The sequence below is a fragment of the Sphingomonas ginsenosidimutans genome, assembly GCF_002374835.1.
Lineage (GTDB): Bacteria > Pseudomonadota > Alphaproteobacteria > Sphingomonadales > Sphingomonadaceae > Sphingomonas > Sphingomonas ginsenosidimutans.
Map to the genome: position 1 here is coordinate 190,537 of NZ_NWVD01000001.1, position 16,442 is coordinate 206,978.

Sequence of the window (16,442 nt, forward strand, 5' to 3'; positions counted from 1 at the left end):
CAGGCTGGGGCCTTTCGCCATTGGGCGCGCCCTCGCGGCAAGAGATCCCGGCTTTCGCTGGGAGGACGGCTGCTGGCCTAGGCCGCCGCTTCCGCGGCCGCGGTGGTCCAGCCCAGATGCGGGATGGTGATCGAGCGTTTGCCCGCCATGTCGGTGCGGGTCACGAACAGGTCGCGGCTTTCGATATAGCCGATCAGTCGCCGCACGCGCCCGATCGAGCTGGTGCCGTAGGTGGCGGCGATCGCTTCGTCGGAGGGGCAGGGGTCGCCGTCGCGCGCGGCCTTCGCGACCAGCAGGAACGCGCCCAGCATGTCGTCGGGCAGCCCCTGCGCCAGCGCGAGCGCGCCGGCCCATTCGTCGGCATGCGGATCGAAGATGCCCGCACGCGCGCACGACAGCCGACGGCTGAAGGCGGGCAGGTCGAGCGCGGGGCGCGCGATCCCGGCCATCCGGCAGCGGACCTGGAAATCCTGGAACAGCACCGCGGCGGGGCGGCCGCCCGCCTCGTCATCCTCGACGATCGCGCGCAGCACGTCGGCGTACACGCCTTCCACCTCCGCATCCGACCGTTCGGGCAACGTCGGGGCGGGGACGGCGGGGGAAGCGGGCGCGGCGATATCGGCGATCAATTCCTGTTCGGGGACGCGGCGCGGGCGCGGATCGAACGCCAGCGGCAGCGTCGGCGCCGCCTCCGGCGTCATGTCGAGCAGTGCCTGCACGTCGACAGCATCGGCGCTGGGCAGCGGCACCAGCTTGGGACTGCCGCTGCGCGCCTGCGTCTCCACCGCGCCGATCCTGACGGTGATCGGACGGCGCGATACCGCGGGGCCGAGCGCCAGGAAGGTGCCGCGCGCCAGATCGCGGATCACGTCCGCCTGTCGCCGCTCCATGCCAAGCAGGTCGGCGGCGCGCGCCATGTCGATGTCGAGGAAGGTGCGCCCCATCAGGAAGTTCGACGCCTCCGCCGCGACGTTCTTTGCCAGCTTCGCCAGCCGCTGGGTCGCGATGACGCCGGCAAGGCCGCGCTTGCGCCCGCGGCACATCAGGTTGGTCATCGCCGACAGCGACGCGCGGCGCACCTCCTCCGCCACTTCTCCGCCGGTGGTGGGGGCGAACAATTGCGCTTCGTCCACCACCACCAGTGCGGGATACCAATGTTCGCGCGGCGCATCGAACAGCGCGTTGAGGAAGCCGGCGGCGCAGCGCATCTGCCCTTCCGCCTCCAGCCCCTCAAGGCTCAGCACCACGCTGGCGCGATGTTCGCGCAGCCGCGCGGCGATGCGCGCGATCTCGCGCTCGGCATAATCCGCGCCCTCGATCACGACATGGCCGTAGCGGTCGGACAACGTGACGAAATCGCCCTCCGGGTCGATCACCACCTGCTGCACCTGCCCGGCGGAGCGTTCGAGAAGGCGGCGCAGCAGGTGCGACTTGCCGGACCCGGAATTGCCCTGGACGAGCAGACGGGTGGCGAGCAGTTCTTCGAGATCCATCGTCACGGGCGCGCCCGACGTATCGGTGCCCATGTCCACGCTGACTGTCATTGTGCCGCCGCCTTTGCCTGATCGGGGGGAGTCGGGGCAAGCGCGGTTTTGGGTTCGCGCCCCCCGGCTATGGCATCCCGCGCCGCCGCGCGATAAAGCCCCCCGATTCCCCGGTAGAGGCAGTCATGGCAGGCCATTCGAAATTCAAGAACATCATGCACCGCAAGGGCGCGCAGGATAAGAAGCGTTCGAGCATGTTTTCCAAGCTGTCGCGCGAAATCACCGTCGCGGCCAAGATGGGCCTGCCCGATCCCGACATGAACCCGCGCCTGCGCGCCGCGATCGCCGCGGCCAAGGCGCAGTCGATGCCCAAGGACAATATCCAGCGGTCGATCGACAAGGCATCGCGCGGCGACGGCGAGAATTACGAGGAGATCCGCTACGAGGGGTTCGGCCCCGGCGGCGTGTCGCTGATCATCGAGGCGCTGACCGACAACCGCAACCGCACCGCCACCAACGTGCGCACCGCGGTGTCGAAGAACGGCGGCAACCTCGGTGCGTCCGGTTCGGTCAGCCACGGGTTCGACCGCATGGGCCTCATCACCTATCCGGCGAGCGCGGGCGATGCCGAGAAGGTGTTCGAGGCGGCGCTGGAAGCGGGCGCCGAGGACGTCACCTCCAGCGAGGACGGCCACGAGATCTGGACCGAACAGGGCGCGCTGCACGAAGTCGCCAAGGCGCTGGAACCGGTGCTGGGCGAAGCCGAGGGTGCGAAGCTGGCGTGGCGCCCGCAGACGATGGTCGAGGTGGCGGAGGACGACGCCGCGACGCTGTTCAAGCTGATCGACGCGCTGGACGACGACGACGACGTTCAGACGGTGTGGGGCAATTACGAAGTGTCCGACGCCGTCATGGAGAAGTTGGGGTGATGGCGAAGCCGGGGTGAGGCGACGAAAGCCCCTCCCCTTCAGGGGAGGGGTTGGGGCGGGAGTCCCCCATGCGGCGTCGCGACAGGCGGGAAGGTCGCGTGGTTCGTTCGCGCGGAGACGCGGAGGCGCAGAGAGGTCGTTCATGCCGCGACGCGGCTTTTTTACCGGCAGGACCGGGCGCAGACGGTGCGCTGACGCGCGAGACGCGCTGCGAACGGATGCCCTCTGCGTCTCTGCGCCGCTGCGCGAACACCTCTTCTTCCCGACGCCGCCGCAACGTCGCGTGCTATCGTCATGATCATTCTCGGCCTCGATCCCGGGCTTGGCACCACCGGCTGGGGCGTGATCCGCGCCGAGGGCAACCGGCTGAGCCATGTCGCCAACGGACAGATCCGCACCGATCCGTCCGCCGCGCTGCCGCGGCGGCTGGCGAACCTCTATGCCGCGCTGGTCGACGTGATCCGTGCCGAACGGCCCGATGGCGCGGCGGTGGAGGAGGTGCTGGGCAACACCAATGCGCAGTCGACGCTGAAGCTGGGGCAGGCGCGCGGGGTCGTCCTGCTGGCTTCGGCGTCGGCGGGGCTGGCGGTCGGCGAATATCATCCCTCGACCGTCAAGAAGGCGGTGGTCGGCACGGGCGGCGCGGAGAAGCGGCAGATCCAGGCGATGATGGCGGTGCTGCTGCCGGGCGCGAAGCTGGCCGGGCCGGACGCGGCGGATGCGCTGGCGGTCGCGATCTGCCATGCGCATCACGTGGCGAGCGCGCAGGGCATGATGCGGCGGGTGAGGACGGACATATGATCGCGCATCTGAAGGGCCGGCTCGAGTCGACCGGGATCGACCATGCGGTGATCGACGTCGGCGGCGTCGGCTATCTGGTCGGCGCGTCGAGCCGCACGCTGGCGGCGATCGGCCCGGTGGGGGAGGCGGCGACGCTGTTCACCGAGATGCTGGTGGGCGAGGATTTCATCCGGCTGGTCGGCTTCGCCAGCGCGGGCGAGCGCGACTGGTTCCGGCTGCTGACCGGCGTGCAGGGCGTCGGCGCGCGGGTGGCGCTGGCGATCCTGTCGGCGCTGGAGCCGAACGACCTGGCGCGCGCGGTGATGGCGCAGGACAAGGCGACCGTCGCGCGCGCCAACGGCGTCGGCCCCAAGCTGGCCGAACGGATCGTGCGCGAGCTGAAGGACAAGGTCGGCGGGGTCGCGATCGGCCCCGCAGCGGCGGCGCAGGTGGTGCCGGCTGGCGCGGGGGCGGATGCGGTGTCGGCGCTGCTCAACCTGGGGTTCCGCGCGCCCGAGGCGGCGGCGGCGGTGGCGGCGGCGGAAGAAGAACTGGGTGCGGGCGCCACGCTGGATGCGCTGGTGCGCCTCGCGCTGCGCAAGGCGGCGAAGTGATCGCGGTGAGGCGGGGGCTTTGATCGCGCCGCGCCGCACGCTACGGAACGAACCGTGACCGACGACGACGATTCCGACCGGCTGATAACGCCCGCCCGCCGCCCGGAGGACGTCGATGCGGCGCTGCGCCCGCGGCATCTGGACGAATTCGTCGGGCAGAAGGCGGCGCGCGAGAATCTGCGCGTGTTCATCCAGGCGGCGCGCGCGCGCGGCGATGCGCTGGACCATGTGCTGTTCTTCGGGCCGCCGGGGCTGGGCAAGACCACGCTGGCGCAGATCGTCGCACGTGAGATGGGCGTCGGTTTCCGCGCCACGTCCGGCCCGGTGATCGCCAAGTCGGGCGATCTGGCGGCGCTGCTGACCAATCTGGAGGACGGCGACGTCCTGTTCATCGACGAGATCCACCGGTTGCAGCCCGCGGTCGAGGAAGTGCTGTACCCCGCGATGGAGGATCGCGCGCTGGACCTGATGATCGGCGAGGGGCCGTCGGCGCGTAGCGTGCGCATCGATTTGCCGCGCTTCACATTGGTGGGCGCGACGACGCGGCAGGGGCTGCTGACGACGCCGCTGCGCGACCGCTTCGGCATCCCGATCCGGCTGCAATTCTACACCGTCGATGAACTGGAGCAGGTGGTGACGCGCGCCGCCGGGCTGCTGGACATGGGCATCGCGCGCGACGGCGCGACCGAGATCGCGCGCCGCTCGCGCGGCACCCCGCGGATCGCCGGGCGGCTGCTGCGCCGGGTGCGCGACTTCGCGGCGGTGGCGGGCGCCGCGGTGGTGGATGCGACGATCGCCGACCGCGCGCTCGACCGGCTGGAGGTCGACCGGCTGGGGCTGGACGCGATGGACCGCCGCTACCTGACGATGATCGCCGATATCTATCGCGGCGGGCCGGTGGGGGTGGAGACGCTGGCCGCCGGCCTGTCCGAACCGCGCGACACCATCGAGGAAGTGATCGAGCCGTATCTGATCCAGCTGGGGCTGGTCGCGCGCACCGCACGCGGGCGCGTGCTGAACGCGGGCGGGTGGAAGCACCTGGGGCTGAACCCGCCGGCGGGATCGCAGGACGGACTGTTCGATACGGTCGACGAAGGGTGAACCCTTGCCCCGCCGGCGCGGTTTGATCCGCATCACTGGCGGGAGAGAGACATGCGCGTGATGACGGGACTGGGTGCCGTGGCGGCGTCGGTGTTGCTGGCGACGGGCGGCGCGGCGGCCGCGCAGGCGGTGCACGAGGGCGCGGGCGCCGAGATGCCGATGACCTGTGAGGATGGCGAGGCGCATATCACCGGGGCGAGCAACCGCATCGCCGTGCAGGGGCCGTGCCGCCTGCTGGTGATCGAGGGCGCGAGCAACATCGTCACCGTCGACCTGACCGCCGATGCCGCGATCCGCGTTCGCGGGGCGGGCAACCGCGTGACGTGGCGCGCGCCGGGCAATGCGCGCCCGCGGATAAGCAGCGCCGGGGCGGGCAATGTGATCCGGCGGATGCGGTAGAGCGGGAGACGATGCTCCGTGCCCGGGCGTTCCCGACGCCGTCGACCCGTTCGGACCGGTGGACCTCGCGAGACGGGACGTTCTTTCCGCCCGACGAGAGTTGCAATATATCGACCGAAGTGACGAAGTAATCTCAGTTTCTTCACGGAGATTTCATTGCCGCGCATGAAATATCGGTAAGGTTTGCCGCGGATATTCTTGTTCGCGCGCAGCCATGATATCGGCTTCACGTCTACGATGAGGTGATGTCGATGCGCATTGTATGTTCGATCGCTGCCGTGGTTTCGATCGCGATCGCCGCGCAGGGTGCGCTGGCGCAGACCTATATCGTCCAGCGCCTGCCATCGGCGCCGCCGCAGGGTGTCCAGGCGATCAGGCTGTCCAAGGAGACGATGGCGGGGCAGAAGATCCGCTTGTGGTCGGCGGTGCTGCTCAATCCCGATTGCACGCCGTCGGGCACGATCACGTCGAGCGTGATCGATTCGCCGCGGCACGGGCAGCTCGACATCGTCGATGCGCCGACCTTCCCCAATTACCTGCCGCCCAATCCGCGCGTCGCGTGCGACCGCAAGGCGGTGCCAGGCAAGCAGGTGTTCTACACCCCCGCCGCGGATTTCCACGGCCGCGACCGGATGGTCTTCCAGAATGCGACGTCGGACGGCTATGTCCGCCGCTTCACCGTCGACGTCCGTGTCGAGTGAGCGGCGGGCGTCAGCGCGGATGGCGGGCGTAGCGCGCGGCAAATTCCTGGTCGGACATCATCAGGTAGCGGATCGTGTCGATCAACGCCCACGGCCCGGTCAGGATCAGGCCGAGCATCGAGAGGCTGAGCAGCAGCATGGCCACACCCGATCCGTTGCGGCCCAGATAGAAGCGATGGATACCCAAGGTGCCGAGGAAGAAGGCGAGCACCGCCGCGACATATTTGTTGCGATCGCTGACCGGCAGCGCGGGGGGCGCCGGCGCGACCGCCGGTGCCGGGACGGCCGGCAGCGGGAAGACGTTGAGCGCGCGGGTGTCGCTGGTTTCGAAATCCACCGTCTGGCCGATCGCGGGTTCGCCGGCGGGCGCCCAATCCTCCGGCAGGAAGGTGTAGCGGCGCCCGTCGTCGCCGGCCAGCAGGCCGTGCCCGGTCCGAACATCCACCCCCAGAACCTGCCCGCGCATTCCCGTCCCTTCCCGCCTTTCGTCTGCCGCGCCATGTTGGCATCGCCGCCGCGGAACGCAACGCGGCGCCGCGGTGAAAATGCTGCGTGGCACCCAAGCCCCGCGTCTGTTAGCCGTGGACCATGCCCGTGTCAGCCGCCCGTTCCGCCCGTGAAATCCTGGTCAACCTGCACGACGTGATGGCCGCGCGATCGAACGCGCAGGCCAAGCTGAATTCCGTGGTGGAGATCATCGGCGAAGCGCTGGATAGCGAGGTGTGCTCGATCTACCTGCTGCGCGAGGGCGTGCTGGAACTGTACGCCACGCGCGGGCTGGACCCGCAGGCGGTGCACGTCACCAAGCTGGCGCTGGGCGAGGGGCTGGTCGGCACGATCGCGGCGAACGGCGAGGTGCTGAACCTGGACGAAGCCGCCAGCCACCCCGATTTCGCGTACAAGCCGGAGACGGGCGAGGACCGGTTCCACAGCTTCGCCGGCGTCCCGATCATCCGGCGCGAGCGCGCGGTGGGGGTGCTGGCGGTGCAGCATGCCGATCCGCGCCGGTACGAGGATGTCGAGATCGAGGCGTTGCAGACGGTGGCGATGGTGCTGTCCGAACTGATCGCCAATGCCGGGCTGATCGACCAGGGCGGGCCGAAGGACCGGCCGCAGTCGACCGCGCCGACGCGGATCGCCGGGCAGAAGCTGGTCGACGGCATGGCCGCGGGATGTGCGGTGTTCCACCAGCCGCGCATCCACATCGAACATACCGTCGCGGAGGATACCGAGGCGGAGCGCCACCGCGTCTATGCCGCGTTCGACAAGATGCGCGAACAGATCGACCGCATCGCGCGGGAAGCGGAATTCGGCGTCGGCGACGAACATCAGGAGGTGATCGCCACCTACAAGATGTTCGCTTACGACGAAGGCTGGGCGCGGCGAATCAACGAGGCGATCGACAGCGGGCTGACCGCCGAGGCGGCGATCGAGCGCGTCCAGCAGCGCACGCGCCAGCGGATGCGCGAGATTGACGACCCGCTGCTGGCCGACCGGATGCACGATCTGGAGGATCTGTCCAACCGGCTGCTGCGCATCGTCAGCGGCCAGATGGGCACCGCGGCGCAGCTTGGCCTGCGCCAGGACACGATCCTGATCGCGCGCAACCTGGGGCCGGCGGAGCTGCTGGAATATGACCGCCGCCGGTTGAAGGGCGTGGTGCTGGAGGAAGGGTCGCTGACCGCGCACGTGACGATCGTGGCGCGTGCGATGGGAGTGCCGGTGCTGGGCCGGGTGCGCGACGTGCGCCGGCTGATCGCGGAAGGCGACCTGTTGCTGCTGGACGTGACGGAGGGGACGCTGACGGTGCGCCCTTCCGCCGCGATGGAGGAGGCATTCGACGCCAAGCTGGCCGCGCGGCAGAAGCGCAAGGCCGCCTATGCCGCGCTGCGCGATGTCGCGCCGGAGACGAAGGACGGCCATCGCGTGACCGTGATGGTGAATGCCGGGCTGCGCGACGACGTCGCCGCGCTGGATGTCACCGGCGCGGACGGGATCGGGCTGTTCCGCACCGAATTCCAGTTCCTGGTGTCGGCCACGCTGCCGCAGCGCGAGCGCCAGCAGCGCTTGTACCGCGAAGTGCTGGACGCTGCGGGGCCGCGGCCGGTGATCTTCCGTACCGTCGACATCGGCGGGGACAAGGCGTTGCCGTACCTGACCAGCGTCGATGCCGACGAGGAGAATCCGGCGATGGGCTGGCGCGCGCTGCGGCTGGCGCTGGAGCGCGACGGATTGATGAAGGCGCAGGCGCGCGCGCTGTTGGAGGCGGCGGCGGGGCGCACGCTGAACGTGATGTTCCCGATGGTGTCGGAGGCGTGGGAGTTCGACCAGGCGCGCGACCTGTTCGAGGCGCAGCGCGTGTTCCTGTCCGGGCGCGGTAAGCGGATGCCGCTGGAGATCCGCTATGGCGCGATGCTGGAAGTACCGGCGCTCGCCTATCAGCTCGACCTGCTGCTGCCCAAGGTCGATTTCCTGTCGATCGGCACCAACGACCTGACGCAGTTCCTGTTCGCCGCCGATCGCGCCAATCCGAAGCTGGCGGAACGCTACGACTGGCTGTCTCCGTCGATCCTGCGGTTCCTGAAGGCGGTGGCGGAGCCGGCGCGCGCGGCGGGCGTGCCGCTGGGCGTGTGCGGCGAGATGGGCGGGCGCCCGCTGGAGGCGATGGCGCTGATCGGGCTGGGGATCGACCGGCTGTCGATCACCCCGGCGGCGGTGGGACCGATCAAGGCGATGATCCGTTCGCTGGACCACACCCCGCTGGTCGGCTTCGTCGGCGAATTGCTGGCGCATCCGCCCGCCGACATGCGCGGCGCGCTGGCCGGCTGGGCGGCGGCGCAGGGTGTCGAGCTGGCCTGACGGTGAAGCTGCGCCCGCGCGAAAGCGGGTGACCGGGGCGGCTTTGCGACAAAGCGAGCCGGGGCGCACGACGGGGATCGGTTGACACCCAAGGGACGCTTTGGGAGACGAACGCTTTCTCCGCGAGCAAACGGGGATGGCGCGGGGGTCGGAGACGATAATGAGCGATGGTGAGCATCCCGCACAGGCGGCAGCGGCGCCGGGCACGATCGGTGCCCGGCTGCGCGCCGCGCGCGAGGCGCAGGGCTTGTCGGTGGCGGAAGTCGCCGCCCGCACCCGCGTGACGCAGCGGTTCCTGGAAGCGCTGGAGAACGACCGGCTCGATCTGTTGCCGTCGCCCACCTATGCCTCCGGCTTCGCGCGCGCTTATGCCCGCGCGGTCGGGCTGGACCCCGCCGACGTCGGCCGCGACATCCGCGGCGAGCTGGCGCGCGGCGCGATGCCGATCCGCCAGCACCATATCGAGGAGATCGCCGATCCGGCGCGCGGGCCGTCGCGCGGGGTGGTGATCGTCGCCGCCGGGCTGGCGCTGGCGGTGCTGGTGCTGGGGCTGTTGTGGCTGTCCACCGGCATGATGCGCGGCACGCAGGAGGCGCCGGCGACGGCCGCGTCGCCCACGCCCGTCGCGGCCAGCCGCCCGGTCCCCGCCGCCAGCACCGCCGCCCCCGCGGGCAAGGTGGTGCTGACCGCGCGCGACGAGGTGTGGATGCGCGTCTATGACGCCAACAACCAGACGCTGTTCCTGGGCACCAAGAAGAAGGGCGAGACGTTCGAGGTGCCCGCCACCGCCGACCGTCCGATGATCAACGTCGGCCGGCCCGACCAGCTGGCGATCACTGTCGACGGGCGCGAGGTGCCGGCGCTGGGCGACGGGAAGCGGGCGATCAAGGATGTCGGCATCAGTGCCGCGGCACTGGCGGCGCGCGGCGGCGGCGCGGCGACGCCGGCGGCGGCCCCGACGGCGCGCGCGACCGGAACGACGGGCGGCGTGCCCGCGGCGTTCCAGTCGCCCGCACCGGCCGCTTCCGCACGGGCCGGCTCCGCCTCTTCCGCGGGGAACACGCCGGACTGAGTCGCGCGAATCCTGCTTCAGGCTGGCGACAGCCATGGGGGGGTGATTATGGTCGCCGGATGAGCGACGCCGGGGGTATCAAGGGCATGAACAGGTTTCTAATCGGGGCGGGCACGGCCGCCATGCTGGCGACGGGCGCGGCGGTACCGGCCGGGGCGCAGCAGGGCGCCCCACTGGAGGGCCGCGTCGGCCGGCTGGAGAGCGAGATGCGCGCGGTGCAGCGCAAGGTGTTCCCGAACGGCGCCGCGCAGATGGTGGAGCCGCAGATCGCGCCGTCCACCCCGGCCCCGTCGCCGGTCGGCGTGCCGGCCAGCAGCGCGGTCGCCGACCTGTCGTCGCGCGTCACCTCGCTGGAACAGCAGATGGCGTCGATGACCGGGCAGATCGAGCTGACGCAGCACAAGCTGCGAATGCTGGAGGAGCAGTTCACCGCCTATCGCACCGCCACCGACGCGAAGCTGGCGGCCGGTGCCGCCCCGGCGTCGCCCGTGCCGGCGGCCGATGTGGCCGCCACCGGTGACGTGCGCGTGCCGACTGCGCCGCGCCCGGCGCCCACGCCGACGCCGACGCCGGCCGCTGCCGTCGCCGGCGTGGAGAAGCCCGATACCGGCGACGCGGCGGAGGATGCGTATCTCTACGGCTATCGCCTGTGGGCGGCGAAGAAATACCCGGAGGCGCAGGCGCAGCTGAAGAAGATGGTCGCGGATTTCCCCAAGAGCCGCCGCGCCAGCTTCGCGCAGAACCTGCTCGGCCGCGCCTATCTGGACGACGGCAAGCCCAGCCTGGCGTCGATCGCCTTCTACGACAATTACAAGAAATACCCGGATGGCGAGCGTGCGCCCGACAGCCTGTTCTATCTGGGCAGCGCGTTGATGAAGCTCAACAAGCCGGCGGATGCGTGCAAGGTCTATGGTGAGTTGACCGACGTGTACGGCGACAAGATCTCGGCGGGCATGAAGGCCGATGTCGCCAAGGCGCGCACCACCGCCAAGTGCAAGTGAGATGATGCCGGTGCCGCCGCCCGACGCGGCGGTGGCGCGGTTCCGCGACGACGTCGCGCGGGTGGCGGCGGCGGCGTTCGATGGCGCGGCGCCCGCGGCCGATGCGCGGATCGCGCTGGCGGTATCGGGCGGGGCGGACAGCATGGCGATGCTGGCGCTGGCGGTTGCCGCCTTTCCGGGCCGCACCGTGGCGGCGACGTTCGACCATCGCCTGCGCGCCGCTTCGGCGGACGAGGCCGCGATGGTGGCGCGCGCCTGCGCCTCGCTGGAGGTGCCGCATCGGACATTGGCCCCGCCCGATGCGATCGCGGGAAGTAGTATCCAGATGCGCGCGCGGCGCGCGCGCTATGCCGCATTGTCGGCATGGGCTGACGCGGCGGGGGCGGCGATGCTGCTGACCGCGCACCATGCCGACGACCAGGCCGAGACGCTGCTGATGCGGCTGAACCGCGGCGCGGGGGTGGCGGGGCTGGCGGCGATCCGCCCGTGGCGGTTCGACGGCGACGTGGCGGTGCTGCGCCCGCTGCTGGGCTGGCGCCGGGCGGAATTGCGCTTGGTGGCGCAGGCGGCGGCCATGCCGTTCGTGGACGATCCGTCGAACGACGATCCGCGCCACGACCGGACGCGGATGCGCGCGCTGCTGGCCGCCACCCCGGCGTTGGACCCGGTGCGGCTTGCGGCGTCGGCGGCGTGGCTGGCGGAGGCGGAGGCGGTGCTGGCGCGGCTGGCCGGGCGGCTGTGGGAGGAACGCTGGCGCGGCCCCGACCGGCCCTTCGCGGTGGCGGAGGAGGAACGCGAGCTGCGCCGCCGGCTGGTGCGCCGCGCGATCATCGCGGTGCGCGAATCGGCGGCGATCACCCTGCCCGCGTTTGACGATTCGACCAATGTCGAACCGCTGCTGGACGCGCTGGAGGCGGGGCGGGTGGCGGTGCAGGGCGGGGTGAAAGTGGCCGCGACGCCCGCAGGATGGCAGTTTTCGGTGGCTCCACCGCGTCGATCAGTCTGACCGACGTTGTTCCATTGCCATTAACCCTCGCCGCCCTACATTGCGGATGACGAAAGGTAGCGCATGAACGACAACGACCGGCAGCCCAATGGCGAGAATGGCGGCGGTGGCCCCAATCCGTGGATGAAAAGCCTGCTGATCTGGGTCGGCGTGCTGTTGTCGCTCGCGCTGGTCGTGACGGTGCTGGGCGGCGGCAATTCCACCGCGCAGGGCAATACGATCGCCTATTCGACCTTCCTAGACAAGGTGGACGAGGGGACGGTCAAGAGCGTGAACGTGTCGCGCGATATGATCTCAGGCAGCTTTTCCAGTGGCGACAAGTTCCGCACCTACCCGGTACAGGATTCGGGGCTGATGGACCGGCTGCGCAAGTCCGGCGTCGAGGTGGCGGGCAAGCCTGAGGAAGGTCCGTCGATCTGGCTGCTGATGCTGTACAATTCTCTGCCGTTCCTGCTGTTCATCGGCATCGCCTTCTTCGTGCTGCGGCAGATGCAGAAGGGCGGCGGCGCGGGCGGGGCAATGGGCTTCGGCAAGAGCCGCGCGCGGATGCTGACGCAGAAGGAAGGCAAGGTCACGTTCGACGACGTCGCGGGCATCGACGAGGCGCGCGCCGAGCTGACCGAGATCGTCGATTTCCTGAAGGATCCGTCGAAGTTCGCGCGGCTGGGCGGCAAGATTCCCAAGGGGGCGCTGCTGGTCGGATCGCCCGGTACCGGCAAGACGCTGCTGGCGCGCGCGATCGCGGGCGAGGCGGGCGTGCCGTTCTTCACCATCTCCGGGTCGGACTTCGTCGAGATGTTCGTTGGCGTCGGCGCCAGCCGCGTGCGCGACATGTTCGAACAGGCCAAGAAGAGCGCGCCGTGCATCGTCTTCATCGACGAGATCGACGCGGTCGGCCGGCACCGCGGTGCGGGGCTGGGCAACGGCAATGACGAGCGCGAGCAGACGCTGAACCAGCTGCTGGTCGAGATGGACGGTTTCGAAGCCAACGAAGGCATCATCATCGTCGCGGCGACCAACCGCCCCGACGTGCTCGACCCCGCGCTGCTGCGTCCCGGCCGGTTCGACCGGCAGGTGGTGGTGCCGCGCCCGGACATCGAGGGCCGCGTCAAGATCCTCGAAGTCCATATGAAGAAGGTGCCGCTGGCCCCCGACGTCGATGCGCGCACGATCGCGCGCGGCACGCCGGGCTTCTCGGGCGCGGACCTCGCCAATCTTGTTAACGAGGCCGCGCTGATGGGCGCGCGCAAGGGTAAGCGGCTGGTCGCGATGGCCGAGTTCGAGGAGGCAAAGGACAAGGTCATGATGGGCGCCGAGCGGCGTTCGATGGTGATGACCGAGGACGAGAAGCGGATGACCGCCTATCACGAGGCGGGCCATGCGATCGTCGCGCTGCACGAGCCAGCGTCCGACCCGATCCACAAGGCGACGATCATCCCGCGCGGCCGCGCGCTGGGCATGGTGATGCGCCTGCCTGAGCGCGACAGCTACAGCTATCACCGCGACAAGATGTACGCGAACCTGGCGGTGGCGATGGGCGGGCGCGTGGCCGAGGAGATCATCTTCGGCTATGACAAGGTATCGTCGGGCGCATCGGGCGACATCCAGTACGCCACCGGCCTCGCCCGCGACATGGTCACCAAATGGGGCATGTCCGACAAGGTCGGCCCGGTCGAATATGCGCAGCCCGAGGGCGAGAGCTTCCTGGGTTATTCGTCCAGCCAGCCGGTGCGCATGTCGAACCAGACCGCGCAATTGATCGACGACGAGATCAAGTCGATCGTCGAGGGTGGGCTGCACCGCGCCAAGCAGGTGCTGACCGACCATATCGACCAGCTGCACACGCTGGCGGGCGCGCTGCTGGAATATGAGACGCTGTCCGGTGAGGAGATCAAGCGGCTGATCGCGGGCGAGGATATCGGCCGGCAGGATCAGGGACCGAAGACGCGGACGGTGCCGACCGCGGGCACGTCGATCCCGAAGACGCGGCGTCCGTCGGGGCCGTTCGGCAATCCGTCGCCCGCCGGCGCCTGACGCGCGTCGGCGCGGATCGACGTTCCGGCAACGGATCCGTTGGTGCTGATGAGAGGCTGAGCGACGTCGACGCGTCGTCGGCGGAGCGCCGCTCCTAGTGACCCCGTTTCGCCGTTGCTCGACGGTCCCTCGGCGCGACCGGAGGCGAATATCGATCCGTTCTAGAATTCGCGCGACAGCGCGAATTCGGCGCGGATCCGGCGAAAGGCGTAGAGCGGCACGGTCGACTGGTTGCGCGTGGCTGATACGCGCACCAGCGGCGCCGCGCCCAGGATTCGGTGCCGGCGCCACACCAGCCCGCCGGTCGCGCTCCACCGCCAGTCGTTCCGGACCCGCGGAAACAGCAACAAGCGCGCGTCCGCCGCGCTGTGCGCGACATCCGCCTGGACGAAGGCGGCGAGCACCGGCCCCTGCCGCGCCGCCAGCGCGCCGACCGCGATCGTGCCCAGGCTGTAGCCCGGATCGCGCGCCGCGAGCCGCGACGCGCGCAGCGTGCCGCGCACGCTCCACCGCGCATCCACCGCGCGATCCAGCACGGCATTGACGTCCCAGCTGGTCCCGTCCTGCGCCGCGATGCGATAGTCGAGCCGCGTGGCGCTCGCCTCCAGCTCGATCTGGGTCGCGCGGCCGAGCGCCCGCAGCAGGTTGAGCGACACGCCCCCCGCATCGGCGAGCCGCGCGCCCCCGAACCAGCGGCGGGCCAGCGTCGCGGCGGGGCGGATGCGCCAGCCGCGGTACTGGAACTCCGGCCCGCCCGCCAGCGTCGCGAACCCCGTGTTGAAGCGGCTGGCGCGGTAGCGGTCGCCGCCCAGCGACAGGCGGGTCAGCGTCTCCACCCCGCCCAGCGGCACGCGCGCGAACCCCTGTGCCGCCAGCGACACGCCGATCCCTGCGCGGGCGCGTGCGTCCGCATCCAGCGTCAGATCGGCGATGACGGTTTCGATCGTGCGCTGTCGGGTGGCGGCATTGACGTTGCTGTCGGGGGCGATCGCCACCTCGACGCTGATTCCCAGCGGGCGGCGCGAGCGCAGCGCGGTGGCGAAGCGATCGACGACCTGCGCGACATCCTCCGGCAGCGGGCCGGCGCCGACGATCCGCAATTCGCGCCGCGCCGCCGCCTCGTCGCCGGCACGCGCCAGCAGCCGGGCGAGGTCGAGCCGGACGCGCGCGGCCTGCGGCTTTTCGTCCAGCAGCCGCCGCCAGATCGCGATCGCGTCGCGCGGGCGCGCGGTCTGTTCGTAGAGCTGCCCCAGCCGGAAGCGCGCCTCCGCGCGATGGTCGGCATCGGGATCGGCGGTCAGCGCCAGCAGCAGCCGCTCGGCCGCGTCGGTGCGTCCCGCGGCGCGCTGCGCCTCGGCCAGCGCGAACACCTGCGCCGCGGACAGGCCGGTGCGGCAGGGGGCGGGACAGTCGGCGGCGGCGGCGACCGGCGCGTCCTGGAGCGCCACCGTCAGCGTTTGCGGCCGGCGATCGCCCCCGTCCCTGCGCCGTCGCCGGTGCGGAAGCCGAAGACGCCCGCGATTTCCGCGGCACCGGGGCCGTAGAACATGCCCCCCATCGTGGCGCCATCGCCGCTGGCGGAGAAGGAGAAGCCGTTGGTGTCCGAACGGATCGTGCCGGTCAGTGCCATCGGACTGAACGACTTGCCGCGCCCGTCGATGACGTTCTGCCCCTGCAGCGTCATGCCGGCGGTGACGGTGGAGGCACCAAAATCCGCCTCGAAGCTGCTTTGCCCGCCCAGCGCATAGACGCCGGTCGAATCGGCGAACTGCCCGTCGACGATCGTGTCGTAGCTCGCGCGCCCGGTGCGCGGCATGTCGGCCGCGGTGGTGCGCACGCCATAGCTGAAGAAGGTGGTGTCGACCGTGCGGCTGCCGTTCGTGGCGGTGCCGATTTCCTGATAGGCGCCGAAGCTGGCATAGGTGAGCGCCAGGCGCGGATTGGCGGCGCCGGGGTTGAACAGCGTCAGGTTCTGCTGCGTCGTCCCGGCGCGTTCGTAATTGGTGAGCGTGGCGTTGCCGGATATGCGCTGCGCCGGGCCGAACGACGGCGTGGTCAGGCCATCGCCGGTGACGGTATAGCTTTGCGCCGCCGCGTCGTAGCGGACCGCCGCGATGTTGCTGACCAGCGGGACGGTGCCGTCGAAATTGCGGGCGCTGCCGCTGGCCGACACCTCGTAGCGGATGCGCCCCTTGTAGCCGGCAAAGCCCTCGCTGACGCGCAGGTCGGTCAGGCTGGCGTTGCGCTGGTCGGTCGGGGAGATCTGCACATTGGTGCCGACACTGGGGCCGGCCCCGCCGCCGCCGCCGCACGCGGCGAGCGAAAGGGTCAGCGCGGCCAGCGCGATGGTCGTCGTCTTGTTCATGCAAGTCCCCCCGGATCGCGCGGAGCCCTAGCTCAGGCGCCCGGCACCGGCAACGGTGATGGTGGTGCGCGCGGCCTTATTGCGGCCCCGAAGCCAT

At 70.5% G+C, this 16,442-nt stretch carries 15 protein-coding genes; 11 read left to right on the forward strand and 4 right to left on the reverse strand.

Annotation, left to right across the window (positions count from 1 at the left end; all coding sequences use genetic code 11):
• Nucleotides 1–77: 77 nt before the first annotated feature.
• Nucleotides 78–1,544 (reverse strand): ATP-binding protein, encoded by a 1,467-nt coding sequence (locus COA17_RS00790; protein WP_096609547.1) that lies wholly within the window; start codon nt 1,542–1,544, stop codon nt 78–80.
• Nucleotides 1,545–1,669: 125 nt separating this feature from the next.
• Here COA17_RS00790 and COA17_RS00795 point away from each other — a divergent pair, with 125 nt between their 5' ends.
• The 6 genes from COA17_RS00795 to COA17_RS00820 all read left to right on the forward strand — a co-directional run bounded on the left by COA17_RS00795 (nt 1,670) and on the right by COA17_RS00820 (nt 6,008).
• A complete protein-coding gene (locus tag COA17_RS00795) occupies nt 1,670–2,413 on the forward strand; it encodes a YebC/PmpR family DNA-binding transcriptional regulator (protein ID WP_096609549.1) in 744 nt (247 codons plus the stop codon).
• A 294-nt stretch (nt 2,414–2,707) separates the two neighbouring features.
• A complete protein-coding gene (gene ruvC, locus COA17_RS00800; protein WP_066485657.1) occupies nt 2,708–3,214 on the forward strand; it encodes a crossover junction endodeoxyribonuclease RuvC in 507 nt (168 codons plus the stop codon).
• Nucleotides 3,211–3,807 carry a Holliday junction branch migration protein RuvA gene (gene ruvA, locus COA17_RS00805; RefSeq protein ID WP_066485655.1) on the forward strand — a complete coding sequence of 199 codons (597 nt, stop codon included), beginning with the start codon at nt 3,211–3,213 and terminating at the stop codon, nt 3,805–3,807. The genes ruvC and ruvA overlap by 4 nt, the downstream gene beginning before the upstream one ends.
• Nucleotides 3,808–3,861: 54 nt before the next feature.
• A complete protein-coding gene (gene ruvB, locus COA17_RS00810) occupies nt 3,862–4,908 on the forward strand; it encodes a Holliday junction branch migration DNA helicase RuvB (RefSeq protein WP_096609551.1) in 1,047 nt (348 codons plus the stop codon).
• A 51-nt stretch (nt 4,909–4,959) separates the two neighbouring features.
• Complete coding sequence (locus tag COA17_RS00815; protein WP_066485649.1) at nt 4,960–5,307, forward strand: DUF3060 domain-containing protein; 348 nt, start codon at nt 4,960–4,962, stop codon at nt 5,305–5,307.
• 245 nt (nt 5,308–5,552) lie between these two features.
• A complete protein-coding gene (locus tag COA17_RS00820) occupies nt 5,553–6,008 on the forward strand; it encodes a hypothetical protein (protein ID WP_096609553.1) in 456 nt (151 codons plus the stop codon).
• 10 nt (nt 6,009–6,018) lie between these two features.
• On the opposite strand, the gene COA17_RS00825 is transcribed toward COA17_RS00820, so the two are convergent.
• Entirely contained in the window at nt 6,019–6,474 is a 456-nt protein-coding gene (locus COA17_RS00825; RefSeq protein ID WP_096609555.1) for a TM2 domain-containing protein, read from the reverse strand.
• A 122-nt stretch (nt 6,475–6,596) separates the two neighbouring features.
• Here COA17_RS00825 and ptsP point away from each other — a divergent pair, with 122 nt between their 5' ends.
• From ptsP to ftsH, 5 genes are all read left to right on the forward strand, one after another.
• Nucleotides 6,597–8,867 carry a phosphoenolpyruvate--protein phosphotransferase gene (gene ptsP, locus COA17_RS00830; RefSeq protein ID WP_066485643.1) on the forward strand — a complete coding sequence of 757 codons (2,271 nt, stop codon included), beginning with the start codon at nt 6,597–6,599 and terminating at the stop codon, nt 8,865–8,867.
• A 160-nt stretch (nt 8,868–9,027) separates the two neighbouring features.
• Nucleotides 9,028–9,939 (forward strand): helix-turn-helix domain-containing protein, encoded by a 912-nt coding sequence (locus tag COA17_RS00835; protein ID WP_176484745.1) that lies wholly within the window; start codon nt 9,028–9,030, stop codon nt 9,937–9,939.
• An 86-nt stretch (nt 9,940–10,025) separates the two neighbouring features.
• A complete protein-coding gene (locus COA17_RS00840; RefSeq protein WP_096610671.1) occupies nt 10,026–10,940 on the forward strand; it encodes a tetratricopeptide repeat protein in 915 nt (304 codons plus the stop codon).
• A 1-nt stretch (nt 10,941) separates the two neighbouring features.
• Nucleotides 10,942–11,946 (forward strand): tRNA lysidine(34) synthetase TilS, encoded by a 1,005-nt coding sequence (gene tilS / locus COA17_RS00845; protein ID WP_245857329.1) that lies wholly within the window; start codon nt 10,942–10,944, stop codon nt 11,944–11,946.
• 63 nt (nt 11,947–12,009) lie between these two features.
• On the forward strand, nt 12,010–13,980 hold the full coding sequence (ftsH, locus tag COA17_RS00850) for an ATP-dependent zinc metalloprotease FtsH (RefSeq protein ID WP_066491147.1): 1,971 nt from the start codon (nt 12,010–12,012) through the stop codon (nt 13,978–13,980).
• A 161-nt stretch (nt 13,981–14,141) separates the two neighbouring features.
• Here the strand turns inward: ftsH and COA17_RS19215 are convergent, their stop codons facing one another.
• Together COA17_RS19215 and COA17_RS19220 are read right to left on the reverse strand one after the other, a co-directional pair.
• A complete protein-coding gene (locus COA17_RS19215) occupies nt 14,142–15,428 on the reverse strand; it encodes a surface lipoprotein assembly modifier (RefSeq protein ID WP_176484746.1) in 1,287 nt (428 codons plus the stop codon).
• A 2-nt stretch (nt 15,429–15,430) separates the two neighbouring features.
• Entirely contained in the window at nt 15,431–16,345 is a 915-nt protein-coding gene (locus COA17_RS19220) for a transferrin-binding protein-like solute binding protein (RefSeq protein WP_176484747.1), read from the reverse strand.
• Nucleotides 16,346–16,442 lie beyond the last annotated feature (97 nt).